Annotated in this window: 20 protein-coding genes; 9 read left to right on the top strand and 11 right to left on the bottom strand. The window is 50.4% G+C overall.

Translation table 11 applies throughout. From position 1 onward, the window contains the following. The first annotated feature begins 218 nt into the window (after positions 1–218). Together OGY01_RS10380 and gorA are read left to right on the top strand one after the other, a co-directional pair. Positions 219–1,061, top strand: a complete 843-nt coding sequence (locus tag OGY01_RS10380; protein ID WP_045448618.1) for a 23S rRNA (adenine(2030)-N(6))-methyltransferase RlmJ — start codon at positions 219–221, stop codon at positions 1,059–1,061. A gap of 104 nt (positions 1,062–1,165) precedes the next feature. Next, positions 1,166–2,518, top strand: a complete 1,353-nt coding sequence (gorA, locus tag OGY01_RS10375; RefSeq protein ID WP_286493072.1) for a glutathione-disulfide reductase — start codon at positions 1,166–1,168, stop codon at positions 2,516–2,518. Between the two features lie 139 nt (positions 2,519–2,657). On the opposite strand, the gene OGY01_RS10370 is transcribed toward gorA, so the two are convergent. Together OGY01_RS10370 and OGY01_RS10365 are read right to left on the bottom strand one after the other, a co-directional pair. Further along, entirely contained in the window at positions 2,658–3,215 is a 558-nt protein-coding gene (locus OGY01_RS10370) for a hypothetical protein (RefSeq protein ID WP_200011335.1), read from the bottom strand. A 510-nt stretch (positions 3,216–3,725) separates the two neighbouring features. Then, entirely contained in the window at positions 3,726–5,120 is a 1,395-nt protein-coding gene (locus tag OGY01_RS10365) for a cytochrome-c peroxidase (RefSeq protein WP_286493070.1), read from the bottom strand. Between the two features lie 425 nt (positions 5,121–5,545). Between OGY01_RS10365 and OGY01_RS10360 the strand changes: the two genes are divergently transcribed. Further along, entirely contained in the window at positions 5,546–7,195 is a 1,650-nt protein-coding gene (locus OGY01_RS10360) for an alpha,alpha-trehalase (protein WP_286493068.1), read from the top strand. Between the two features lie 38 nt (positions 7,196–7,233). Here the strand turns inward: OGY01_RS10360 and OGY01_RS10355 are convergent, their stop codons facing one another. Next, positions 7,234–8,823 (bottom strand): STY4199 family HEPN domain-containing protein, encoded by a 1,590-nt coding sequence (locus tag OGY01_RS10355; RefSeq protein WP_286493066.1) that lies wholly within the window; start codon positions 8,821–8,823, stop codon positions 7,234–7,236. 176 nt (positions 8,824–8,999) lie between these two features. Between OGY01_RS10355 and OGY01_RS10350 the strand changes: the two genes are divergently transcribed. Then, the gene (locus OGY01_RS10350) at positions 9,000–9,539 is read left to right on the top strand and encodes a GNAT family N-acetyltransferase (RefSeq protein ID WP_286493064.1); all 540 of its coding nucleotides are present in this window, start codon (positions 9,000–9,002) and stop codon (positions 9,537–9,539) included. 90 nt (positions 9,540–9,629) lie between these two features. Continuing rightward, the gene (locus tag OGY01_RS10345; RefSeq protein WP_286493063.1) at positions 9,630–10,001 is read left to right on the top strand and encodes a glycoside hydrolase family protein; all 372 of its coding nucleotides are present in this window, start codon (positions 9,630–9,632) and stop codon (positions 9,999–10,001) included. On the opposite strand, the gene OGY01_RS10340 is transcribed toward OGY01_RS10345, so the two are convergent. Further along, a complete protein-coding gene (locus OGY01_RS10340) occupies positions 9,998–10,600 on the bottom strand; it encodes a helix-turn-helix transcriptional regulator (RefSeq protein WP_200042295.1) in 603 nt (200 codons plus the stop codon). The genes OGY01_RS10345 and OGY01_RS10340 overlap by 4 nt on opposite strands. A gap of 369 nt (positions 10,601–10,969) precedes the next feature. Continuing rightward, positions 10,970–11,728, bottom strand: a complete 759-nt coding sequence (locus OGY01_RS10335) for an SDR family NAD(P)-dependent oxidoreductase (RefSeq protein WP_045448633.1) — start codon at positions 11,726–11,728, stop codon at positions 10,970–10,972. A gap of 119 nt (positions 11,729–11,847) precedes the next feature. On the opposite strand from OGY01_RS10335, the gene OGY01_RS10330 reads away from it, so the two are divergent. From OGY01_RS10330 to OGY01_RS10320, 3 genes are all read left to right on the top strand, one after another. Beyond that, entirely contained in the window at positions 11,848–12,747 is a 900-nt protein-coding gene (locus OGY01_RS10330; protein WP_048223014.1) for a LysR family transcriptional regulator, read from the top strand. A gap of 79 nt (positions 12,748–12,826) precedes the next feature. Further along, positions 12,827–13,828: an inner membrane protein YhjD gene (yhjD, locus tag OGY01_RS10325; protein ID WP_286493062.1), complete on the top strand. Its 1,002-nt coding sequence runs from the start codon at positions 12,827–12,829 to the stop codon at positions 13,826–13,828. Positions 13,829–14,149: 321 nt separating this feature from the next. Further along, positions 14,150–15,472, top strand: coding sequence for an MFS transporter (locus OGY01_RS10320; protein ID WP_045448639.1), 1,323 nt, complete (start codon positions 14,150–14,152; stop codon positions 15,470–15,472). 45 nt (positions 15,473–15,517) lie between these two features. Here the strand turns inward: OGY01_RS10320 and OGY01_RS10315 are convergent, their stop codons facing one another. Together OGY01_RS10315 and pdeH are read right to left on the bottom strand one after the other, a co-directional pair. Next, positions 15,518–17,578 carry an AsmA family protein gene (locus OGY01_RS10315; RefSeq protein ID WP_048223016.1) on the bottom strand — a complete coding sequence of 687 codons (2,061 nt, stop codon included), beginning with the start codon at positions 17,576–17,578 and terminating at the stop codon, positions 15,518–15,520. Positions 17,579–17,655: 77 nt separating this feature from the next. Further along, complete coding sequence (gene pdeH, locus OGY01_RS10310) at positions 17,656–18,423, bottom strand: cyclic-guanylate-specific phosphodiesterase (protein WP_286493061.1); 768 nt, start codon at positions 18,421–18,423, stop codon at positions 17,656–17,658. A gap of 230 nt (positions 18,424–18,653) precedes the next feature. On the opposite strand from pdeH, the gene kdgK reads away from it, so the two are divergent. Continuing rightward, the gene (gene kdgK, locus OGY01_RS10305; protein WP_286493060.1) at positions 18,654–19,583 is read left to right on the top strand and encodes a 2-dehydro-3-deoxygluconokinase; all 930 of its coding nucleotides are present in this window, start codon (positions 18,654–18,656) and stop codon (positions 19,581–19,583) included. Between the two features lie 54 nt (positions 19,584–19,637). Here the strand turns inward: kdgK and OGY01_RS10300 are convergent, their stop codons facing one another. The 4 genes from OGY01_RS10300 to OGY01_RS10285 all read right to left on the bottom strand — a co-directional run bounded on the left by OGY01_RS10300 (position 19,638) and on the right by OGY01_RS10285 (position 25,137). Beyond that, a complete protein-coding gene (locus OGY01_RS10300; protein WP_045448650.1) occupies positions 19,638–21,131 on the bottom strand; it encodes a M16 family metallopeptidase in 1,494 nt (497 codons plus the stop codon). A 221-nt stretch (positions 21,132–21,352) separates the two neighbouring features. Further along, positions 21,353–22,639 carry a C4-dicarboxylate transporter DctC gene (dctA, locus tag OGY01_RS10295; RefSeq protein ID WP_045448651.1) on the bottom strand — a complete coding sequence of 429 codons (1,287 nt, stop codon included), beginning with the start codon at positions 22,637–22,639 and terminating at the stop codon, positions 21,353–21,355. A 157-nt stretch (positions 22,640–22,796) separates the two neighbouring features. Continuing rightward, positions 22,797–24,803 carry a biofilm formation regulator HmsP gene (hmsP, locus tag OGY01_RS10290; protein ID WP_071829050.1) on the bottom strand — a complete coding sequence of 669 codons (2,007 nt, stop codon included), beginning with the start codon at positions 24,801–24,803 and terminating at the stop codon, positions 22,797–22,799. A 226-nt stretch (positions 24,804–25,029) separates the two neighbouring features. After that, positions 25,030–25,137: a type I toxin-antitoxin system toxin Ldr family protein gene (locus tag OGY01_RS10285; protein WP_200042298.1), complete on the bottom strand. Its 108-nt coding sequence runs from the start codon at positions 25,135–25,137 to the stop codon at positions 25,030–25,032. Positions 25,138–25,262 lie beyond the last annotated feature (125 nt).

Genomic DNA, 25,262 nt, shown 5'->3' with positions numbered 1-25,262 from the left:
CGACCTACAGGTATCACCATTTGTAGACCGGATAAGGCGTCAGCCGCCTTCCGGCGCGTAATACTCAGTAGAATGGGGTTAAGTGTAGAGGATTTCAATGCCGGGCGTGGCGGAAAAACGCCCGCTGGCGCTTAGCGATCGGGCCTGCGGGTAATCTGTACCGTTCTACTGTAAACTGTGGCAAATCGTTTATTATATTACCTGGAATACGTTTACCCATGCTCAGTTATCGCCATAGCTATCACGCTGGCAACCACGCCGACGTCCTTAAACACACGGTTCAGAGTCTGATCATCGAGTCACTCAAAGAGAAAGAAAAACCGTTTCTCTATCTGGACACCCATGCTGGCGCTGGCCGTTATCAGCTGAGCGGTGAACATGCCGAGCGTACTGGCGAGTATCTGGAAGGCATCGCCCGTATCTGGCAACAGGACTCCCTCCCGGCTGAACTCGAACCCTATATTTCCGTCGTGCAACATTTCAACCGTAGTGGTCAGTTGCGCTATTACCCAGGATCTCCGCTGATTGCCCGCCAGTTGCTGCGCGAACAAGACAGCCTGCAATTAACTGAACTGCACCCGAGTGATTTTCCGCTGCTGCGCTCCGAATTCCAGAAAGACGAGCGTGCCCGCGTAGCCAAAGCTGACGGCTACCAGCAGTTAAAAGCAAAATTACCGCCGGTTTCCCGTCGCGGGTTGATCCTTATCGATCCACCGTACGAAATTAAAACCGACTATCAGGCCGTGGTTACCGGCATCAATGAAGGCTATAAGCGTTTCGCAACCGGCACCTATGCACTGTGGTATCCAGTGGTCCTGCGCCAGCAAATCAAGCGTATGGTGCACGATCTGGAAGCCACCGGCATCCGCCGCATCCTGCAGATTGAACTGGCGGTTCTCCCGGACAGCGATCGGCGCGGTATGACGGCTTCCGGCATGATTGTGATTAACCCGCCGTGGAAGCTGGAGCAGCAGATGAACAGCGTGCTACCGTGGCTGCACAGCAAACTGGTTCCGGCAGGAACCGGGCATACTTCGGTAAGCTGGATCGTGCCGGAGTAATCGCAGCCATCGGTGGAACCTTTCGATTTCAGGTATACAATCGCGAATATTTTGGCGGATGGCGAAACGCTTCTCCGCCCTACAATGAACATGAAGGAGCGGTCATGACCAAACACTATGATTACATCGCTATCGGCGGCGGCAGCGGCGGAATTGCCTCCATTAACCGCGCGGCAATGTACGGCCAAAAATGCGCATTGATTGAAGCCAAAGAACTGGGCGGCACCTGCGTCAACGTTGGCTGTGTACCGAAGAAAGTGATGTGGCATGCTGCTCAAATCCGGGAAGCGATCCATATGTATGGCCCGGACTACGGTTTCGATACCACCATCAACAAATTCGACTGGGACAAACTGATCGCCAGCCGCACCGCTTATATCGACCGTATTCACACCTCTTACGACAACGTGCTGGGTAAAAATAACGTTGATGTGATCAAAGGCTTCGCCCGCTTCGTTGATGCTAAAACCATTGAAGTAAACGGTGAAACCATCACTGCCGACCATATTTTGATTGCAACCGGTGGTCGCCCGAGCCACCCGAATATTCCCGGTGTGGAATACGGCATTGATTCAGATGGCTTCTTTGAACTGCCAGCCCTGCCGAAGCGCGTTGCGGTTGTCGGTGCGGGTTACATCGCCGTTGAGCTGGCTGGCGTAATTAACGGCCTGGGTGCAGAAACACACCTGCTCGTGCGTAAACATGCGCCGTTGCGCAGTTTTGACCCGATGATTGTTGAAACCCTGGTTGAAGTGATGAACGCCGAAGGCCCGACTCTGCATACGCATGCCATCCCGAAAGCAGTGGTTAAAAACGCAGACGGCAGCCTGACCCTGGAGCTAGAAGATGGTCGCAGCGAAACTGTGGATTGTCTGATTTGGGCAATCGGTCGCGAACCGGCAACCGATAATTTAAACCTGGCGGCAACAGGCGTGAAAACCAATGAAAAAGGTTATATCGTCGTTGATAAATTCCAGAATACTAACGTAAAAGGCATTTACGCTGTCGGTGATAACACGGGTGCCGTTGAACTGACACCTGTTGCCGTTGCCGCAGGTCGCCGTCTGTCCGAACGTCTGTTTAACAACAAACCGGACGAACATCTGGACTACAGCAACATCCCGACCGTGGTCTTCAGCCACCCGCCGATTGGTACTGTAGGCTTGACCGAACAGCAGGCTCGCGAACAGCATGGCGATGACCAGGTAAAAGTGTATAAATCATCGTTTACCGCGATGTACACCGCGGTGACAACTCATCGTCAGCCGTGCCGTATGAAGCTGGTTTGTGTAGGGCCGGAAGAGAAGATTGTCGGTATCCACGGCATCGGCTTTGGTATGGATGAAATGTTGCAGGGCTTCGCGGTCGCACTGAAAATGGGCGCAACCAAGAAAGACTTCGACAATACCGTTGCAATACACCCGACCGCAGCGGAAGAGTTTGTCACGATGCGTTAATATTGAAAACGCAGCTATACATGTTCTCAGCTCTGGAAAACTGGTTGTAAAAGGCCAGTTTTCCTTACTGAATAGTGTGTATATGTAAGCCCCCAGAATCATTGGGCCATTCACATTTGAAAGATCCATTCTCTATCAGTCATGACAAGGCGATATGACTGGCCGCAATGTATTCTGAAAGAAATAAAGTGTGAATGCTTACGTTCTCGATGCCTACAGTTTTAATAAGAGCCCGGTGATGACTGTGAGCGGCCTGGTGTGAAATACTGCGTGCTCTTACCCAGCGCATATAACGCTCCAGCCCCGCCGCAGCCATGCTCATACGCGCACGACCTGACAGCGTAGTATTTTCCGGGCAACTCCTGCTGAAATATCTAGCAACCTGCGCCGATCGCTCACGAAAACTTTTCGCTGATATTCTGGCGGGCCAGAAACAGGGCAACAATTTCGTTCCACTGCGGTAACGCAAACCGGGCAGAAAAAAAATAAGGTTGCAGTTCGTCTGCTTCAAATAACAGCACAGACGGCGATGCAACACCCTGTTCCGGACGAAAATATAGCAATCGCCACTACTGATCCCTGGGTTCTGATTTAGCAGTTCCTCAGGAGAAACAATGATTGCTTGCTGATGCTTTATTAACGCTGCAGCACCAAGCGCGAAATACTGATTATCTGAAATAATATATACAGCCTTCATTTTGAACATCCTATAAAAAAGCCGTCGACTACAGACTTGAGAACTATTTCGCAACTACCGTAATCTGGTAACGATAAAAAATTATAAGTAATAAAAATGAAACGCTTTTATATATTACAGGATATCTTCCACCCCAAATATAAGCTATATAATAATCAGATCATGGTATAAAAAGACAACAAATAACAATTTATAAACAAATACATATAATCCGACGTAGCGGTATTTTTTCTTATTTCTGTACGTCTTCATCGTTTAAAATAAGTGTTACAAATAATTCGGGGCCGAGAGTATTGAAGATGAACCGAAAAATATACAGTTTTATTGATGTATGAGATGGTAGGCTTGTTGAAGTGTCGTCGAGTTGGCCGTCGCCAGAGATGAATTCGTTCCCCTACTGACCGTCGAATAGTAACAGTGACATGCGTCGGCGTTACGCTTACCAGGCCTAAAAGTCACGGCAATCAGTAGGCCGGATAGGGCATCAGCCGCCATCCGGCATTGTATTGATTACTTACTCTGCATATACGGCGTATAAACCCCGTTAAGGCTTTCAAGGAACGCAACGATATCGTCGATATCTTCCTGCGGGAGTTCTTTGCCAACCTGATAGCGCAGCATCAGTTTGACAGCACCGTCGAGCGTTGGAACATCACCCCGATGGAAATAAGGTGCCGTCAGTGCAACGTTACGCAATCCCGGTACTTTCTGGCGCAATTTGTCACGTAATTCATTGGTAACATTCATACGGCCAATATCAGCGGCTGTCACTTCACCGAAATTAAAGTCCTTTTTCAAACCCAATGGTTCAAATGAACGTCCACCCAGAATAATACCGCCATGACAGGTCGCGCACTTGTTATCCTTAAACAACTGATAACCATGCTTTTGCTGGGCAGTTAACGCCGCTTCATCACCGCGAAACCACTTATCGAACGGCGAATTTGGCGTAATCAGCGTTTTCTCAAACTCAGCAATGGCATCGGTAATATTATCGCCGCTGAATCCCTGGGGGTAGACTGCGGTAAACTCTTGTTTCAGTAGCGGATCTTTATCCAGTTTCTGGATAATTTCATCCCAGGATTTCGATGCCATTTCAATCGGGTTCAACGGTGGACCGCCCGCCTGAGCCTGCAATGTCGGCGCACGACCATCCCAGAATTGTTCAACGTTAAAGACCGAGTTAAATACCGTCGGCGCATTAATAGGACCGACTGCACCACCCACACCAATTGACGTTTTTCTGCCATCCACGCCGCCCGCATTCAGGGCATGGCAGTGGGCACAAGAGATCGTACTGTCTCCGGATATACGCGGATCATGATAAAGCGTAAATCCAAGGGCCACTTTTTGGGCGTCAGTCGGGATGCTTTCCGGTATCGGCTGAACAGGTTCATTACGATGTTGAGGTGCGGTATCACGACTGGCGTAGTACTGCTCACGTTGTTTCGCGATCCAGCCAAGGATCTCTTCGCGCTCCGCATCACTCACCTTACCGGCCCAGTGCAGCGCGGTGTAGCGCGTCGGCGGCATGGTGTCATACTGCATTACCCATTCGATTTTATTCAGATCGCTTTGAGAGACAGGTTTATCCGCGACCAGCGCAGCACGAACAGCTTCAAGATTGAAAGATTTATATCCCAGTTGGATGTCGTAATTCATCAACTGTTTAGCGACAGGAAAAGAAGAATAAAAAGGCAATTCTGCCGAAGGCGTGTGGCAATAATCGCATCCTTTTTCGCGTAAAAAACCTAAAACTTTATTATTGGCTTCCAGTGTAGAGGCCTGAACATCAGCCTGTTTACTTCGTTGATTATCGTGGTACCACACATAACCGGATAATCCAAAATAACCGATCACGATGCCTGCTATAGCAATCGCGGTAAGACGGGTAATGATTTTCATTATTTTACCCTCACCGTTGTGAGTTATTGTGACCCAGAAAATTAAAATAATTAATGCGCAGTCTTTGTCAGACCTGACCATCATAGGAAATGAGGGGGATATTATTTTGATAAGTATCAATCAATTACATGGAGCAGAACTATCAATAGAATAGCCTGTGCCTATTATAAGCAGGAGCCACTACGTATTTCTGTTCACATATCGTTGCAATCGAATGTTCCGAAAATGAAATATATCCATTTTCGCGTAATTAAAAATTACCCATTGTTATCATTGAGATACATTTATTCATTGATTCCTGAAAACCATAAAAGTGTGATTGAACGCACGCTTTATCCATCAAATACCGAAGCGAATGTCTACGCTTAACAGACAGCCGGGCAATAGCCTTACCCTTTCCACATCCACCGGAGGTCTTTCTCATTATGCTCAACCAGAAACTATCCCACGCCCCTTCAGAAGAACTCACGATCGATGTCGATCTGCTTTATGAAATGGATCCGCGCGAGTTAAAGCTGGATGAAATGATTGAGGCAGAGCCCGAGCCAGAGATGATTGAAGGGCTACCCGCCTCTGACGCCCTGACGCCAGCCGATCGCTACCTTGAACTGTTTGAGCACGTCCAGTCGTCAAAACTGTTTGCCGACAGTAAAACATTCCCCGACTGCGCGCCCAAAATGGATCCGCTGGATATTCTTATCCGCTATCGCAAAGTCAGACGACATCGTGACTTTGATCTGAAACGCTTCGTCGAGAACCATTTCTGGCTACCGGAAACGCCCTCCAGTGAATACGTTTCCGACCCGGATAGCTCGCTGAAAGAGCATATCGACCAACTGTGGCCAGTACTAACGCGCGAGCCGCAGGATCACATTCCCTGGTCTTCGCTGCTGGCGTTGCCACAGTCGTATATTGTACCAGGCGGACGGTTTAGCGAAACCTACTATTGGGACTCCTACTTCACCATGCTGGGCCTGGCGGAGAGCGGCCGGGAAGATCTTCTGAAGTGTATGGCGGATAACTTTGCCTGGTTGATTGAAAACTATGGCCACATCCCAAACGGTAATCGCACTTACTATCTGAGTCGCTCTCAACCACCGGTATTTGCGCTGATGGTGGAATTGTTTGAAGAGGATGGCGTGCGCGGTGCGCGTCGTTACCTGGATCACCTAAAAATGGAGTATGCGTTCTGGATGGATGGTGCCGACTCCCTGGTACTAAACCAGGCCTACCGCCACGTCATCAGAATGCCGGACGGTTCATTGCTCAACCGTTACTGGGACGATCGCGATACTCCTCGCGATGAATCCTGGCTCGAAGACGTAGAGACCGCCAAACATTCAGGTCGTCCCCCCAATGAGGTCTACCGAGATCTGCGTGCTGGCGCTGCCTCCGGTTGGGATTACTCCTCACGCTGGCTTCGCGATGCAGGTCGCCTTGCCAGTATACGCACCACCCAGTTCATCCCTATTGACCTGAACGCATTCCTGTACAAGCTGGAAAGTACCATTGCCAATATTTCCGCGCTAAAAGGCGATCGAGAAACCGAAGCGTTGTTCCGTCAGAAAGCGGGTGACCGCCGTACCGCCGTGAACCGCTATTTGTGGGACGATGAAAATGGCTGTTATCGTGATTACGACTGGCGCCGCGAACAAATGGCTCTCTTTTCTGCAGCCAGTATTGTGCCACTGTATGTAGGTATGGCGACCCATGAGCAAGCCGACCGACTCGCCAACGCAGTACGTAGCCGCCTGCTAACACCCGGTGGAATTATGGCGACGGAATATGAAACTGGCGAGCAGTGGGATAAACCTAATGGCTGGGCGCCGTTGCAGTGGATGGCAATTCAGGGGTTCAAACTGTATGGTGATGACCATCTGGGGGATGAAATTGCCCGCAACTGGCTGAAAACAGTTAATATTTTTTACCAGGAGCATCACAAACTCATCGAGAAATACCACATCGCGGACGGCACGCCGCGAGAAGGCGGCGGCGGGGAATATCCGTTACAGGATGGCTTTGGCTGGACCAATGGCGTGGTCCGTCGCTTAATCGGCCTGTATGGGGAACCATAGTCGCCTGACTGCCTGATAATGCAATACTTGTCAGGCAGTTAGTTAATCGCATCATAAAGCGCTGCGTGAATTTTCTGCCATTTTTTGTTCTCTGCGCTTGGCTCTGCGGCCACACGCAACTGAGCTTGTTCGGCGTTATATTGTTGACGTGCGACAACGTCCGGTACCGAGCAAAAACTTTTTAAATAGCTTTTATGCAGCGACGTTAAGGATGCTCCATTCGACATTGCGTGGCTTAGCGTACTCATAAACTGCTGACAAGGTTTAGCCTCATCCATCTGCGAGGGATAACGTAAAAGCAGTTTCAGAACATCGGTATTGCCTGTCGAGAACGCCTGCTCCGTCCATGCCAGTTTCCAGTCCATACCGCCCTGCAAAAACAGTGACGTGACGCGAGTATCGTTGCGATCGATGGCAGCCCGCATATTGAATGAATCCCAGGAGATTCCCATTCGGGTCACCGTTTCCCGGGCTGAAGGCGCATCACGCCGCGGTTCTTCCTGCACAATTTCAACGGACTTCCCGGCGGACGCAAGCGGAGCAGGTGTACTGAAGAGCCAGAATGCCCCCAGCGATATCACCAGCACCATCACACCAACAGCAACCCACAGCATGCCTGAAATGAGCTGCTCGCGTTCTTCTGCCGTACGCTTTGCCCGTTTATCTGGCGGATCGATACTGTCAGCGATTTCCTGTTTATCTCCCCCGGCCTGCTCATCTTTTTGCCTTGCCGTTTCCCAGAACTGGCGGACGAGGTCCTCATCTGATTCCAGATACGACGGGGGATTAGTACGGATACGCCGCTCTTCAAACGCCCGCTGCACAGGGTGCGTAATTTGCCCGTACTGGTGATTTAACAGCATCAATTGTACTGATGTCAGCGGCTGCTGAGCGATAACGCGGTTTCGTGCCTGACGGCAGTCATCCAGAAACATACGCAGCGTTAAGCGCGGTTCGACAAACAGTGTGAGCACCGAAGTATCATTAAAAATCTGGGTAAAGTGACGAACAAACAGCTTCTTATCAACAACCATCAGCGCCAGTTCGCTAAACATCATACCGTCCAGCGCATCACGCCCTTCACCCAGCTTTAGCCAGCGGCGCAGACGATCGGCGCCAAAATGCTGTTTCAGAAAACTGTTTAGCGGGTGTTGATCCGGCCATACCCGGGCGACGAGGGATTTTAGCGTTAACTCTATTGCACGTAGCTGGCGCTGGGCCTTTACCTGTGCGTCCTGACTCCCTGTGTCAAACTCGGTTTGATAGTTCAGCAGCGGCTGCTGCTGGCGCAAATGTTCCAGGGAGGCCACAAAGCGCAGCGCAGAGATCAGCTGATTTTCACTGACATCCTGACCACTTTCATACTGAGGCACATTCTGTTGAAGATGGCGCAATCGCAGGGTGAACTGGCTCAGTTGCGCATCATTCATCTGAAGCCGTCTGGCCACAATCCCCCAACCGCCTAAATTCAGCCGGGCCTGATCGAGTTGCTCCAGAAACCAGCGTGGATCCTTGCCCTCAGCGACGTGTACGCCTAACAGCAGTAAGATTTCCACCGATGCCTGGCGGATGATCCCCAAACAGTGTTCAAATGGCGTACATGTCGCCTGTAACGCGCTATTGGTCATTATCATCCCTAAAAGAGCCGCGAAAATGCGACTTCACAATGTATTTATTTATCTTTTTATAAAGCGGCACTCCACAGATGTGTGCCGTTGTAGACTAAAACATATTCATATACCAAATAGATACGTTTTACAGTGATAACCGCGTAATCGTTGAAAATTATTCAGGAGATAAGCCTGTGCCGGTATTAAAAACATCACGTCTTACCTGTCGCCCACTGGATCAAGGCGATTGGGCGTTCTTTTTAAAATTACAGCAAAACCCTGATGTGATGCGATTTGTCTCCGACGCACGCACTGAAGAAGATGTGCTGGCGGTATTCAACTCACGTTTACCCGAGTGGTCTCCAGGAAGCCCACACTGGCTATGTCTGGTGGTTTGCGACAACGACACAGGGTTACCGCTTGGCGTCACTGGATATATTCATGAAAACAATGAATGTGCCGAAGTCGGTTTTTTGTTCGCGCCAGAAGCACAAGGTAAAGGATATGGCGCAGAATCCCTGCGTGCCATCTGCGACTTCGCGTTTACAATTGGAGGCCTACGCCGGTTGACGGCCTGCGTCACCGCAGGCAACCATGCTTCACGACATGTGCTGGAAAAGGTGGGATTCATTCATGAAGGCACGCTACGCGAAAGTTACTGGCTGCATCAAACCTGGCATGACGACTGGATTTTCGGCTTGTTAAAGCGTGAATACCTCTCACCAATGCCATAAGGCGTTTTACTGAAAAAACCGGCTGAATGGCAACTACTATAGCGAGCCGTTCTCTTTAGAATGATGATCTTTACATGAAGAGAGATCGGTATGCAGCTCTATTCAGCACATTTTACGCCGACCTGTATCGCATTTATTAAACAATGGCAGGGTCTGTCACTGGAAAAGTATCAGGACAAAAAGGGTATATGGGTCATTGGTTACGGGCATGAAATCACTGCAGATGAAAACTTCGATAAACCTATTTCAGTCATGCAGGCAGATAAACTGCTGCTCGATGATTTGTATGCCTGCGAGGCATTAATACGGACGAAGTTGCCACAACTTAACGATCTGTTTCAGCAGGAAGCGCTTATTGCGTGGATACTCAGCATTGGGATGAAGCAATTTTGTACTTCAGAAATGGGGTCGCTCATATTTCACAGCCAGACACTTTCTGACTGTGAAATAAGTACCCGTTAGTATGATTCGTTTAACATCATTGCTGCCTGAGTACGGTTTTTTACCTCCAGCCGCTGATAAAGCGATTCAAGATGTGCTTTTACCGTCCCGGTACTGATATTTAACGCCCGACCAATTTGTTTATTAGATTCTCCGGCTGCCAGCATAGTCAGGATCTCTCGCTGACGTGCGCTTAACGCTTTTATACTTTGGTTACCGTTTTCTGATACCGCTAAGTAATCTCTGGGTAAAAACATCATACCCATCGCTACGCTGTTGATCGCCAGCGTGAACGTTTCCGCGTCAGAATCGCGCGGGACAACCGCCAGTACGTTTAACTGAGTGACTTCCTGCAGCCATTTTTTTCGGCAATCTGTTGCCGTTATCAACACTTTTACCGCCGAAAATAGCTCCGCTATTCGCTGCAGTATTCCACGGCAGAATTCGCCATCAAGATCGCCGTCAAGCATCACCAGCGCATCAGGATTTTCTTCCAGTTTTCGCCAAAGGTCATCTGCCTGACTGACACCCTGAACATCCACTCCTGGAATACGTTGTTGTAAACTTACATTCATTCCATGAATAAATATTGACTGCCTGTCAAACATTATTACCTGCATTATTTCTCTCCGTCCAAATAAGATATTAGCCTTAACACGCGAAGGGTATTACCTACGGGGTAAAATAAGAACTCACCATTTGGCAGAGGCCATTCTACCGATGACAGGATAGGAAAGAAGCAGAAATTATAAATAGTTACAGCTCACAAAAAAGGATTACATAAAGCGTTTAAAATTACGTCAAAGCTTAAGGAACTTCTTATTTTTAGCGTTCAAAAATACCTTTGCAAATATTAATTTCTAAGAGTCTATAACGTTGGCTAAAAATAAGGAACCACGGATGATCGGAGAATATGTTACAAAACACAATATAGCATTAAGTGCTTACTCAGCAGGTACCGCGACCTACTGAATAAGCACCCTGCAGATTTACAGGAACATCCCGCCAGATACCTCGATACGCTGCGCTGTCATCCAGGCCAGGTCATCGCTGAGTAGTGCAGCAATGGCATCACCAATATCATCCGGTAATCCGACACGCCCCAGCGCCGTTTGCGAGGCGATATAGGCATTCAGCTGTGCATTGTCCCGTACGTTCCCACCGCTAAAATCAGTTTCTATCGCCCCTGGAGCAATAATATTTGCAGTAATCCCGCGCTCACCTAGCTCTTTGGCCTGGTAACGGGTTAACACTTCCATCGCCCCTTTCATGGCAGCATATGCACTGTAGCCAGGCAGGGCAAAACGCGATAATCCGGTCGAGACATTGAGGATCCTGCCCCCCTTTTTCATCAGCGGTAAAAGGCTCTGCGTCAGGAAAAAAGGCCCTTTAAAATGGATGTTCAAAAGTTGGTCAAATTGCGCTTCGGTGAATGCCGAATACGGCGCGTTAATGCCGATCCCGGCATTGTTCAATAAATAATCAAACCCATCGCTTTGCCACTGCGTCTGTAATGCTTCCTGCATCTGTTCAACAAACAGAGGGAAAGCGGAAATATCTCCGACATTCAACGACAATGCTGCTGCTTTGCCACCAGATTGTCTGATTTCATGCACAACCTGCTGCGCTTCTTTTTCATTGCTGTTCCACGTCAGAATAATACCAATTCCTTTGTTCGCCAGCTTCAGCGCCGCGTTTTTACCGAGTCCACGACCGCCACCGGTCACCAATGCGATACGTTGCGTCATAAGAAACCTCATTTCAGGTGTTGTGAAGATTGAGACAGAGCTTATTAGGTGTTAAAAAAACAATAAATATCGCTGATTACGCATTACTGTTTCATCCAGAACAACAATAAGGTATGGCAATGGATAAAATTCACGCAATGCAGTTGTTCATCCGCGTCGCAGAACTGGAAAGCTTTTCTCGCGCAGCGGAAACGCTCGGACTCCCTAAAGGTAGCGTATCGCGCCAGATACAGGCCCTGGAAAACTCGCTGGGTACGCAGCTTCTTCACCGCACCACCCGACGCGTACAGCTTACCCAGGACGGTATGATCTATTACGAACGTGCTAAAGATCTGCTGAGCAATCTGGATGAACTGGACGGGTTATTTCATCACGATCCGGCCAGCATCAGCGGTAAGCTGCGGGTTGATATGCCGGTTGGCGTCGCAAAGAATCTGGTAATACCCCGCCTGCCGGATTTTTTACATCAATACCCAGGTCTTGAAATTGAACTGAGCAGCAGCGATCGCCTGGTAGATTTGATTCGTGAAGGTTTCGACTGTGTGGTGCGTGTTGGTACGTTAAAAGATTCCGGGCTAATTGCTCGCCCGCTGGGAAAACTAACGCAGGTTAACTGTGCCAGCCCACAATACCTGGCCCGTTTTGGCTATCCGGAAAGTCTGGAAGATTTGGCTTCACATGCGGTGGTGCATTACTCAGTGAATTTAGGCTCGCGTTCACAGGGTTTCGAGGTGGCGACAGAAAACGGCACAGAATGGGTGAAAACCGGCGGCATGCTGACGGTGAATAGCACCGAAACATACCATGCGGCATGCCTTGCCGGGTTAGGCATTATTCAGGTACCACGCATAGGTGTACGTGAGGCATTACGCGCCGGAACGCTGGTCGAAGTGTTGCCGCAGTATCGCCCAGAGCCTATGCCGGTTTCTTTATTGTATCCGCACCGTCGCAATCTCTCCCGTCGGGTGCATCTGTTTATGGAATGGTTAACCGGCGTGATGAAAGACTATGTGGATTAGTCTGTTAGACCGATTTTCGGGATTCTGGCTTGAGCAGGCTATAATGACTTGAGTGCACAAAATAAGGACTACCGACCGGATGACGCAGGAACACGATGCAAAACACCCTACGCATACACAAGAACCAACTCCCACAACGCCTGAGAGCAACGCGAAGGCGAACCAGGCTCTGAAAACGGCCATAACCCTGGCGGAAAAGGTCCAGCGCCAACCTGTTATCGCCCACCTCATCCGCGCCACGGAGCGTTTTAATGACCGAATGGGGAATCAGTTTGGCGCAGCCATCACCTATTTCTCGTTCCTGTCGATGATTCCCATCCTGATGGTGTCGTTTGCCGCTGCCGGTTTTATTCTCGCGTCACATCCCACGTTGTTGCAGGATATCTTCAATAAAATCCTGATGAACGTCAGCGATCCTACCCTTGCGTCCACGCTGAAAAACACCATCAATACCGCCGTTCAACAACGTACCACCGTCGGTTTGGTGGGGCTTGGGATCGCGCTCTATTCCGGTATTAACTGGATGGGAAATCTACGTGAAGCTATTCGCGCCCAGTCGCGGGATGTCTGGGAGCGCACACCGCAGGATCAGGAAAAAATCTGGATAAAATACCTGCGCGATTTTGTCTCATTGATTGGTTTGCTGATTGCGCTGATCGTTACCCTCTCCATTACGTCCATCGCCGGTTCCGCTCAGCAGATGATTATCTCTGCACTTTATCTCGACGGTATCGAATGGCTGAAGCCAGCCTGGCGACTGATCGGCCTGGCCATCTCAATTTTTGCCAACTATTTGTTGTTCTTCTGGATATTCTGGCGATTGCCGCGCCACCGTCCGCGTAAGAGAGCGCTTATTCGCGGCACATTTATTGCGGCGCTTGGGTTTGAAGGGATTAAAATTATTATGACGTATATGCTGCCGTCGCTGGTGCAATCACCATCAGGTGCGGCGTTTGGCTCCGTGCTAGGGCTGATGGCATTCTTCTATTTCTTCGCCCGCCTGACCTTATTCTGCGCGGCCTGGATAGCAACAGCTGAATACAAAGATGACCCGCGCATGCCGGGGAAAACTCGCCGCTAATTCTCATCCCAACAGCGGATTCGTGAGCCGCCTCCGGCTTACGTTCCGCAAGGATCTGTAGGCCAGATAAGATACCTGTATCGTCATCCGGTACTCTTTTTAGAATATAAATCCAGTACGTAACTTTTATTTAACCAAAAACCAGTTTTATTATCCAAGTTTTAAATTATGTGAAGCATTTCATGGAAGAGAAATCTTCAGCCTAAAAATTATCCCCTTTTTGACATATTTTTGACCAGACTCAACGCTTGTTACAGATTGAAATGTCTCTTTTGCTGTGCGTAATATGACCTTTCGTTCGACCAAAAATAAGAAAATATTATGCAAGCAACAGCCACAACGCTCGACAATGAACAGGAACACACGCCGGTCAACTCGCGCAATAAAGTCGTCGTCGCCTCACTTATTGGCACTGCCATTGAGTTCTTTGACTTCTATATATACGCGACCGCTGCAGTGATCGTGTTCCCCCATATCTTCTTCCCGCAGGGCGACCCAGCAGCGGCAACGCTTCAGTCTCTCGCGACCTTTGCCATCGCCTTTGTCGCACGGCCAATTGGTTCTGCCGTGTTCGGACATTTCGGTGACCGCGTAGGGCGCAAAGTGACACTGGTTGCGTCACTGCTCACCATGGGGATTTCTACGGTCGTCATTGGTCTGCTGCCGGGTTATGAAACTATCGGTATTTTTGCACCACTACTGCTGGCACTGGCACGTTTTGGTCAGGGTTTGGGACTTGGTGGCGAATGGGGCGGCGCAGCGTTGCTGGCAACGGAAAACGCCCCTCCGCGTAAACGCGCGTTGTACGGCTCGTTCCCACAGCTGGGCGCACCTATCGGCTTCTTCTTTGCCAACGGCACGTTCCTGTTGCTCTCCTGGCTGCTTACCGATGAGCAGTTTATGAGCTGGGGCTGGCGCATACCGTTTATCTTTTCTGCTGTGCTGGTGATCATCGGCCTGTACGTTCGTGTTTCGCTGCATGAGTCGCCAGTTTTCGCTAAAGTGGCTGCGGCGAAAAAGCAGGTTAAAATCCCGCTGGGTACCTTGCTGACAAAACATGTACGCGTAACGATCCTCGGTACGTTTATCATGCTGGCAACCTATACACTGTTCTATATCATGACCGTCTATTCAATGACGTTCAGTACCGCAGCTGCCCCGGTGGGTCTTGGCTTGCCGCGTAATGAAGTGTTGTGGATGTTGATGATGGCGGTGATTGGCTTTGGCGTAATGGTTCCCGTGGCGGGACTGTTGGCCGACGCGTTTGGTCGTCGCAAGAGTATGCTTATCATCACGACGCTTATCATTTTGTTCGCGCTGTTCGCCTTTAAACCGTTGCTGGGTTCCGGCAATCCGGCGCTGGTGTTCGCTTTCTTGTTGCTGGGGTTAAGCCTGATGGGGCTGACATTCGGTCCGATGGGCGCGCTGCTACCAGAGCTCTTCCCGACCGAGGTTCGCTACACTGGCGCATCATTTTCGTATAACGTTTCGTCAATCCTTGGGGCTTCCGTTGCTCCGTATATTGCCGCCTGGTTGCAGGGAAACTATGGTCTGCCAGCGGTCGGCATTTACCTGGCGTCAATGGCGACATTAACGCTGATAGCACTGTTGTTAACCCACGAAACACGTCACCAGTCGTTATAATTTGCTTGCCGGATAGCGGTGCTATCCGGCAATTCTCTTCTGCAATCACTTCTTCATCTGCGACAAAATAGTCCTGCACTGGTTGGCCTCACCTTCAGAGGGTGAAATCAGCGCCAGCAGGGCAGCCGCAGGTGTGACTAAGGTTGCCAGCGCTGCGGCAACCGCGCCACGCGCAATCAGCGGCCCGGCTTTCACCCCGGCCTGTGGATCCTTGAATGTCCCGCGAACATACAGCGGTGAACGCAGGGTGATAATACGGATACCTTTACTCTCGGGATCAATGGTTAAATCCAGCTGTTCAGAGGCAAAGCTCGCGGTTCCGGTCACATTGATGACCGCATTTTCGGTATCGAACGCAAAAATCTGCGGACGCGCAACACCATTGACGATATCCAGATTCGCCGCCGCACAGTTCACCCGGACCTCGTCATCACCGAATATCTGCCCGACGATATAGTTACCCAGATTCAGTCCAACAATTTCCATCAGATTTCGACTGATAAGACCATCATTCATCAGCAGCTTCAGATTGCCATTACTGTTACCAAGCAGTGCCGCCACTGAATTCCCGCTACCGCTAAATCTGGCATCTCCGTTCATTTCGCCCAACGTTTTCTGCATCAGTTCCACATCCGGCATTAGCTCTTTCAGCTTCAGGCGGCGAGCCTGTATATCCGCACTTCCTTGCATCGGCTTTTTATTCCCTTGCAAATGGATGCTTGAAACAATGCTGCCCCCCGCCAGACCAAATTTCAGCGGCTGCAACCGCAAGTCGGCATTTTTCAGGATGATATGAGTGGAGAGATCGCTGATGGGCAGGCTACTGCCGTGCTCAATACGTCGTCCTTTAAAACGCACGTCAGCGTCCATCACGTTCCATTTATCGGTTTCGAAGCGGTCGTATGGCAACACTTTACCCGCAGGCTGAACGCTTTTTTCACCTTTGCGTTGTTCAGATTTTTTCGCCCGCTCCGCACCTTTCCCGGAGTCGACGCCAATCAGTGGTCCCAAATCAGCTAACCGCAACTGGCGCGACTCAACATCGCCTTCCAGCTTCGGACGCGGCTTACCAGTGGTATAGGCGAGCGTACCGTGAATATCGCTGTCGCCAATGCGGCCATTAAAATCACGATAATTAAAAACTGAAGATTTGCCGGTATCGATTTTTGCCACCAAGCGCCCGTCAGTTTCAAATGGTGGGGTGTCCGGCAGAAGTACCCCCGTCAAATCGTACAAATCCCCTAATGAATCACCTGAGAATTTAAGCTGGAGATCCACGCCCCCCATCTTCATCGGATCCTTCACCGTTCCTGTAAATGCCACACGCGTGTTATCCGAACGGAAATCGGCCTGTACCGGGAAAGGCGTACCTTCCCCCCGTAATGCCAGCATTCCACCTATTTTCCCTGTCCCGGTTAGCGGTTCGCCGTTATATCGCCCTTGCGCTTTCAGACCAAAAACGTAGTCTCCGACGCTGGCGCTACTCTCTTTGCTTTTCGTTCCGGTCACTTCACTAAAGGGAAGCGGCTTGCCCAACGGATCGACCAGAATTTCAATCTCAGAGCGAGTCACCTTATCGTTGATGGCTATGCGCCCCTGATCGAACAGAATGTTATCCAGACGAAAAGACCAGGCAGACGGCGAAGTATTGGGTTCGCGATTGTCATCTCCCGCCAGGGTAAAGGTCCAGTTGTTGTTTTTCTCCGACAGGCGGATAAGTCGTGCATCCGGTTTCACCAGCTTGATCCACGGTAGCCAGACGGTTTTCGTCAACAAAGCCAATGGGGCAAGCGTCGCTTCAACACGGGGAAGATGTACCATCGTGACATCAGGAATATCTGGCGGGTTGCCGAGGATGATATCTTCAGCATGAACATGCGGCCACGGAATCCAGCTTCGCCAACCGGTCTCCTGCTTCTGGCGCTCCCAGACAACGCCTAAATCACCCCGAATGGCGAATGGTCGGTTAAGTTCAGTAGAGACTTTCTGGTTGATGGTCGGTTTGAGCCGGTTCCAGTCAAATGTCGCAATCACCATGATGAGTACGACGATCAACAACAAGAAAACCCCTGATACTATGGCGGTTATTTTGCCTGCTTTCGTCATATATTACGTCCTCGTTTCCATCCTTGCCTGTCCTAAAGATAGTCCAGCAGGGCAAAAGGAGACACGCTACGACCATATCAAAGCGACAATATCACCTCTTCAAGGGTATCCAGTGGGACCGGACGAGAGAGGAAATAGCCCTGTGCGGCGAAAGCCGGTGAGTTTTGCACATCACGCCACTCTTCCAGCGTTTCTACACCTTCGACGATCACGCCACGGCAATAGCGGTTCATTAACTGTAATAACAGCGTGAACAGGTTCCGACCTTCCGGCGTCTGGCGCAGCATAACAAACAGGTCCCGCGCCACTTTAATGTAGTCATAACTGACTTCGCTGAGGGCCGAAAAATTCGCCATTCCGGTACCAAAATCATCCAGCCAGAGTGGCCCGAACTCGCACATAGAGGCGAAAGACGATCCCTTCGGCAGGCGAATATGCTCCACCAGCTCGAATCGCAGCCAGGGCAGGCATTCGATGATTTTCAGTATTTCAGCATCCTGGCGCATCGCAATTAACGTCGGTCCATCAACATTCACTGACGCCAGCAGACCGTGGGCCCTGAAAAATTCGCCTTTTAACTGCAACTGGTGAAGCTGCTCTTTCACCACGTCAACCCGGTGTCGAACGGCCACTTCAGCAAAATAACGATCCGGCGCAATACGGTGGGAAGGGTTATCAGGATGGCTCACGACAGTCAGCAGCTCAACGGCCATCAGTCGCCCATTGGTCTGGTAAATCGGCTGATAGGTGTAAGCACGCTCGCACTGCAGCCAATAGCGTCGCTCAAGCAAGCTTTCGATACTCGCATCAGGCGTAATTAGCTGCTGGGTAACCTGCTTTATCATCTGAGGTGTCCTGTAAATAAGAGTGTGACTGACCGGACTCGTCAAAGGTTATCGGCGCTCGGGCGCAGAACTTTACGTTCAGCGCAACGCAAAATAAAAAACTAAGCGGCAAAAATCACACAGAACACGTGCTGGCTCAAAAAATTAATGGAACGATGTTTTAATATAGTTGACCACATACTACCCACAGCGCACACTAACGCTAATTTTTTTCAGAGCAGGTTACGACTATGTCCAGAAAGATTGCCGTGATTGGCGAATGCATGATTGAGCTGTCACAGAAAGGTGCTGATGTTCAGCGCGGATTCGGTGGCGACACGTTGAATACATCCGTTTATATCGCCCGTCAGGTCGATTCTGCGGCACTTTCCGTACACTATGTGACGGCGCTGGGCACTGACAGTTTCAGCCAACAAATGCTGGAATCCTGGCACAGCGAAAACGTCGATACCTCTTTAACGCAGCGTATGGAAAATCGCCTCCCAGGTCTCTATTACATTGAGACAGACAACACCGGTGAACGCACCTTCTATTACTGGCGTAATGAAGCTGCGGCAAAATTCTGGCTGGAGAGTGAACAGTCTGCCGCCATTTGCGAAGAACTGGCCACATTCGACTACCTGTATCTGAGTGGAATAAGCCTGGCGATATTAAACCCATCCAGCCGTGAGAAGCTGCTGTCGCTGCTCCGCGAATGCCGCGCCAACGGTGGGAAAGTCATATTTGACAACAACTACCGTCCACGTCTGTGGAGCAGTAAAGAAGAGACGCAGCAGGTGTATCAGCAGATGCTGGAATGCACCAATATCGCGTTCCTGACGCTGGATGATGAAGACGCATTGTGGGGCGAAAAACCCGTTACCGAGGTGATTGCCCGCACTCACGCAGCTGGTGTGCAGGAAGTGGTTGTGAAGCGTGGTGCAGACTCTTGCCTTGTTTCCATCGCTGGCGAAGAACTCATTGATGTACCGGCTGTAAAATTACCGAAAGAGAAGGTCATTGATACCACGGCTGCAGGAGACTCCTTCAGCGCAGGATATCTGGCAGTACGCTTAACCGGTGGCGATGCCGCAGAAGCCGCCAAACGCGGCCACCTGACAGCAAGCACTGTTATTCAGCATCGTGGGGCGATTATTCCACGCGACGCAATGCCACAATAGAATGTCACACTAGTTTTATTCCCCCTCTCCCGACCGGGAGAGGGAAATTCCTGCTTATTGCACCGGCGGAATATCCGTCACTTCAGGATGAGCCTCATCCGTTTCGACAGCAGTCGCCGCGGTTGTCACAGGTGCCATGATTTGATCCCACGTAGCCTGCAAGTCCTTCATATTGAATTCAGGTTCACCTTTCGGCTGGAGCAGAATTAACGCCATCTCTTGCGATAATTGCTGGCGCAGGTTCTGGTTCAACATTTCGACGGTCAGGCCGTTGAGGAAGTTCTGGCGTAAACGCTGGTACTGCTCTGGCGCGATATCCACTACCTGATTTTGCAGCGAACGCAGCCGCTGGCTGATCAAAATATCGGTATCGGTACGACCATAGGTGGCAAACAGTTTCTGCAGCTCCAGATTCTTTTGCGCCACCAGCGCATTGAACTCTTCTTCCGGTAGACCTTTATCACGCACTTTCGCCAGTTCACGCGCGACCATGCCAAGATTCGCGTTCAGTTTATCGTTCGGAGACTCAACGTTAATGGCGCACTGCGCGCGCAGGAACAGAACCCGACAGTCAAAACCAAGGCCGATATCTTTAGCGTTGTTTTTGGTTAGCGTTTGCTGAATATGCCAGAACAGCGCCTCACGGGCTAAATCAGCACGCCAGTAGCGCAACAGCGCGGAGGATTCGCGGATAGGCTGCCACGGTGTATCCCACATGATGGAAAGGCGATCCTGACGCACTGCATCGGTCATAATGCTAACCGCTTCGGCACGCAGTGGAGAGAGCGTAGGTACTGGTGCCGGCGTTTCGCGTTTTCCTTTTAACTCACCAAAGGTTTTATTGATTTGCTCAGCCACGCTGCGCGCATCAACATTACCGACGATAATCAGCGTCATGGCATCCGGGGTATACCATTTCTGATAGAACGACTGAATTTTCGCCGCATCAATTGGTGTTTTCAGCGGATCGGCGGGATCATGTCCCAACAGCGTCGATCCCTTCAGACGATAACGCCACCACCCTTCTTTGGTATCCATAGGCCAGGTCGCAACCATATCTTCGCTATTCAGCGCATGATTGACCGTTTCAGGCGTGATGGTCAGCTTGCCGGAAATGTTCGCCAGATAAGATAACGACTCTTTCAGCAGGTCATTGCGGCTGTTAGGCAAACTGAGGTTATACAGTGTGGAATCATAGGAAACGATAACGGGCGGCATGGGACGTTTTGGATCGAACCCCTGCTGCCACAATGAACGGGCTTGCGCGGCATCCAGACCACCGCTTTGCGTCAGCGCAATGCGAGGGATCGCATGGCTGAAACCACTCTGTTGCGTACTTTCGGTGAGTGAACCGGTATTAACCAGCAGGCGAACCTCTATGCGGTCGCTGGGACGCTGGGGCGTGGCGAGAACTTGCCACTGTAAGCCATTTGCCAGCGTGCCCTGTTGCCACGCCGGGTCAGGCTGGAGCGCATCTGCCTGCACATAGCCGGCAGAGGCCATCATCAGCAAGCCGCCCGCTAAAAGTCGAATTTTTGTGCCCTGCATGTGAACCCCTGATCAACAATCCTGGTAATAAAAAGACAGTCCTGAAAGGACTCTCTGAATATGACGTTAAAAACACTTCGTGTTAGACCGCGAGAACATAAAAATGTCACGGAAGAAGTGAAAAAATCCCAAAGCCATCGTATTGATGAATTCGGGCACAGGGGTCAATTATGCGCAGGAGCCCGTAGCCCTACAAGGGACTACGGGCATAAGTGACGAGATTAAGAGGATAATTCGTGCGTTTTGCCATCCGGCGCACGATTATTCAGCACATCATCCAGCTTTTTGTGGTCCAGTTCTTTCACCCATTTAGCAACGACAACCGTTGCCACACCGTTACCAACCAGGTTGGTCAGCGCGCGGGCTTCAGACATGAATCGGTCAATACCAAGAATCAACGCCAGACCGGCAACCGGCAAATGACCCACGGCGGAGATAGTCGCAGCCAGAACAATAAAGCCGCTTCCGGTAACACCCGCAGCCCCTTTCGAGGAGAGCAGCAGCACCACCAGCAGAGTTATCTGATGGAAGATATCCATATGACTGTTCGTTGCCTGCGCGATAAATACCGCCGCCATCGTCAGATAGATCGACGTACCATCAAGGTTAAACGAGTAGCCTGTAGGGATAACCAGTCCGACCACCGACTTCCGACAGCCCAGCTTTTCCATCTTATCGAGCATACGCGGCAGCGCCGACTCGGAAGAAGATGTGCCCAGAACGATCAACAGTTCTTCACGGATATAGCGGATGAACTTGAAGATGCTAAAGCCGGTTGCACGGGCAATCGATCCCAGCACCACCACCACAAACAGAATACAGGTGATGTAGAAGCAGATAATCAGCTGACCCAACTGTACCAGCGTTCCGACGCCATATTTACCGATGGTAAAGGCCATGGCACCGAAAGCACCGATTGGCGCCAGGCGCATGATCATGTTGATGATGCCGAAAATGACCTGCGAGAAGCTTTCAATTACGTTGAAAATCATCTGGCCTTTGCTGCCCAGACGATGCAGAGCAAAACCAAACATTACCGCAAACAGCAATACCTGCAGGATGTTGCCACTGGCGAACGCCCCAATGACGCTACCCGGGATGATATCCATCAGGAAGCCCACAATCCCCTGGTCTTTTGCCTGTTCAGCGTAAATCGCTACTGCTTTAGCATCCAGCGTCGCCGGATCGACGTTCATCCCGGCACCAGGTTGCACCACGTTGACGATGATAAGACCGATGATCAGTGCAATTGTACTGACCACTTCAAAATAAAGCAGGGCAACCGCACCGGTGCGGCCTACTGCTTTCATACTTTCCATACCTGCAATGCCGGTGACGACAGTACAGAAGATGACAGGTGCGATGACCATCTTAATAAGCTTAACGAACGCGTCGCCAAGCGGTTTCATTTGGGCGCCTAATTCAGGGTAGTAATGGCCAAGGAGAATACCAATGGCAATTGCTGTCAGGACCTGAAAGTAAAGGCTTTTGAAGATAGAGGTTTTCATAGGGTGTCCTTAAAGTAAAAACCACAGGTCTTGTAAGGTTTTATTTAACCTGCGGCCTTAAAGTAACACCCACACAACATCACAGAAATGTACAAAGATCATAATTGATACAAAAATGTTAAAAAATTTGAGCTGGCTCGCACAAGCGCTACCTTTTTTAACTTTTGTAATCAGGCCATTCCTTCGTTAAATAACGTTCTTCGAAGATATCTGCCGGAACCGGACGGGCAAACAGGAATCCCTGGGCCACTTCCACTCCCGCCTGCGATAACCACTCTCGCTGCGCTTCGGTTTCGACACCTTCGGCGATCATCTGCAAATCGAGGCTGTGGGCCAACTGAATAATTGCAGTGATCATGCTGCTGTCTTCCGGTAATCCTTCAACAAACATCTTATCGATTTTGAGCACATCTACCGGCAGCGACTTCATGTGTTGCAGCTGTCGAAGCCCCGCATAGCCCATGCCAAAGTCATCCAACGCGATACGTACACCCGCATTACGCAGTGGCCGCAAAATAGCCACAGCGGCGTTCGGATCATCGATATGTCGGCTTTCGGTCACTTCCAGAATCAATGTGCCTGGCTTAATACGATAGCGGTTTAGCAGTTCCAGCAGGTCAGACACCATACTCGGGTGCATCAGTTGCAACGCCGAAAGATTCACCGACAGCGGCAACATCAGGCCGCGCTCCTGCCAGGCGGAAAGCTGGCGACAGGACTCTTCAAGTATCCAGTAGCCGACCGTTATCATCAGACCGCAGGATTCAATCCTGTCGATTAACCCTTCCGGCAGCTCCCAGCTTCCGTCCGGTTGTTGGATCCGCAATAACGCTTCTGCACTCAACATCTTACCGCTGGATATCTCTACCTGTGGCTGTATCCAAAGCGCAAACTGCTGATTATCCAGTGCGGTGAGAATGTCATTCTCTTCCGTTAAACGCTGCTGTGCTTCTTCCATTTGCTGCGGGTCAAAGAACTGAATTTGGTTTTTACCTCTGCGACGCGAGGTTAATGCTGCCGAGAGTGCGCGACTGTATAGCTGTTCAGCACTCAAGTCACCGTAATACATCGCCACTCCAATGTTGCAGTTTGGACGTAGCTGAATGCTTTGAATAGGCAGCCGCTCATTCATGATAGTGAGTACTTGCTGACCTAATGTAATCGCATGCCAGGGTTCCTTCACACCGTGTGCAATAATGGCAAAGTCATAGCCACTCACCTGGGTCAGCACCATTCTGGGCGCCAGCACCGATTTCAGTTTCTCGACCAGCGTTAGCAACAGGATCTCCCGCTGGGTTTCGGTCAATACACCCGCGGTATCACGCAGGGTCTCACAGGTGACAATCATTAGCGCCGTGGTTTGCTGGCGGGTAACGACCTGCTCCAGTAGCCCCATCAGAAAGGTCTTGTTGGGTAGATCAGAAACCGGGAACCGCATCGAATGGTCGTTTTGTTCTTCAGTGTAGCGCTGCACCATCTGCTGATTCAGGTTATAACTGCGCACCAGCATACCAATCTCATCATCCTGATGCAGGCGTGGTAACGCCAGTTGGTAGCCAATCAGCTGCTGTTGAGGAATATCGTTCAACTCGCGAGCAATTTTGCGTAACGGATGCACAATCAAACGGTTAATGCACCAGGAGATTGCCACCGTCAATATTAAGGACAAAAGTAAGTAAATGGTCACTAACGTTGAGAGCGTGCTCATGACGAATTTGTACATGCGATACGAATCCGCCTGCAGAACCAGATACGCCAGAGGCTGCGGGTTGGCGGAGCGCTCAAGAGAATAGACCGGCAATGAAATCTGTACCGGCAGTTCAAACAGGCGAGTCACCATCACCGGGACAGGGCGTTCGGGAATAAAGCTCATCCGTAATGCCTGAAACTGATTAGGCAGGACAACATCAGCGCGGCTGACCACGCCCGCGGGCTGAATTCGGCTTAAAATCGTTTCCGCTTCGGGGATATCCGCTTTCAGAATAGAGGCCGACAGAGGTTCACGGACGGAGCGAGCGATGCTTTCAAGTTGCGTAGCCGTGTTGTAGCGATTCTGCTGTACCAGATGAAACAGCAAAACGGTGCAAAAAATAAAAACAAACACCATGACAACGGCCGCAACCATCGCCATCTGCTTAATTGTTAACGAGCGACTGACACGCAAACTGACTCTCCACGGATAGACGAAACTGCCGTCAGAGTATACCCGATCGTAGCCGTATTAAGAGAGGCGCTATCTGAAAACTTCCCCGCACGCATTATCGCAGCAGGTTAGCCACATAGCGATGGAACTTACCTGCAATAAAGACGAAAAAGACCGCAAGGTTTATCCCTGCGGCCTGGTCCGGGCGTATATTGCCATTACAGCAGGCTGACGCCCATAAGCCCTGTCACTTCCTGTTACGCAGCCAGTTCACAATCAGACTGGCAGTAATGCCAGCGATGACCGGAGCAACCAGACCGTGCCAGAAGGGAATGCCTAACTGCGCGAACGTCATATAACCGCCTGTATTGCAATGGCAACTTTTCGCGGCTATTCTTGAATTGTCTGGATTCAAGTTAGCCCCCGTTATGTTGCCGGTTTATACCAAACAACGTGCGGGGGTTTTCTCTTTCCAGCAAC

This window comes from Citrobacter sp. Cm038 (assembly GCF_030333105.1).
Lineage (GTDB): Bacteria > Pseudomonadota > Gammaproteobacteria > Enterobacterales > Enterobacteriaceae > Citrobacter > Citrobacter murliniae.
Note: the sequence above shows the minus strand (reverse complement) of the source record. Positions and strands in the feature narration are given on the sequence as shown.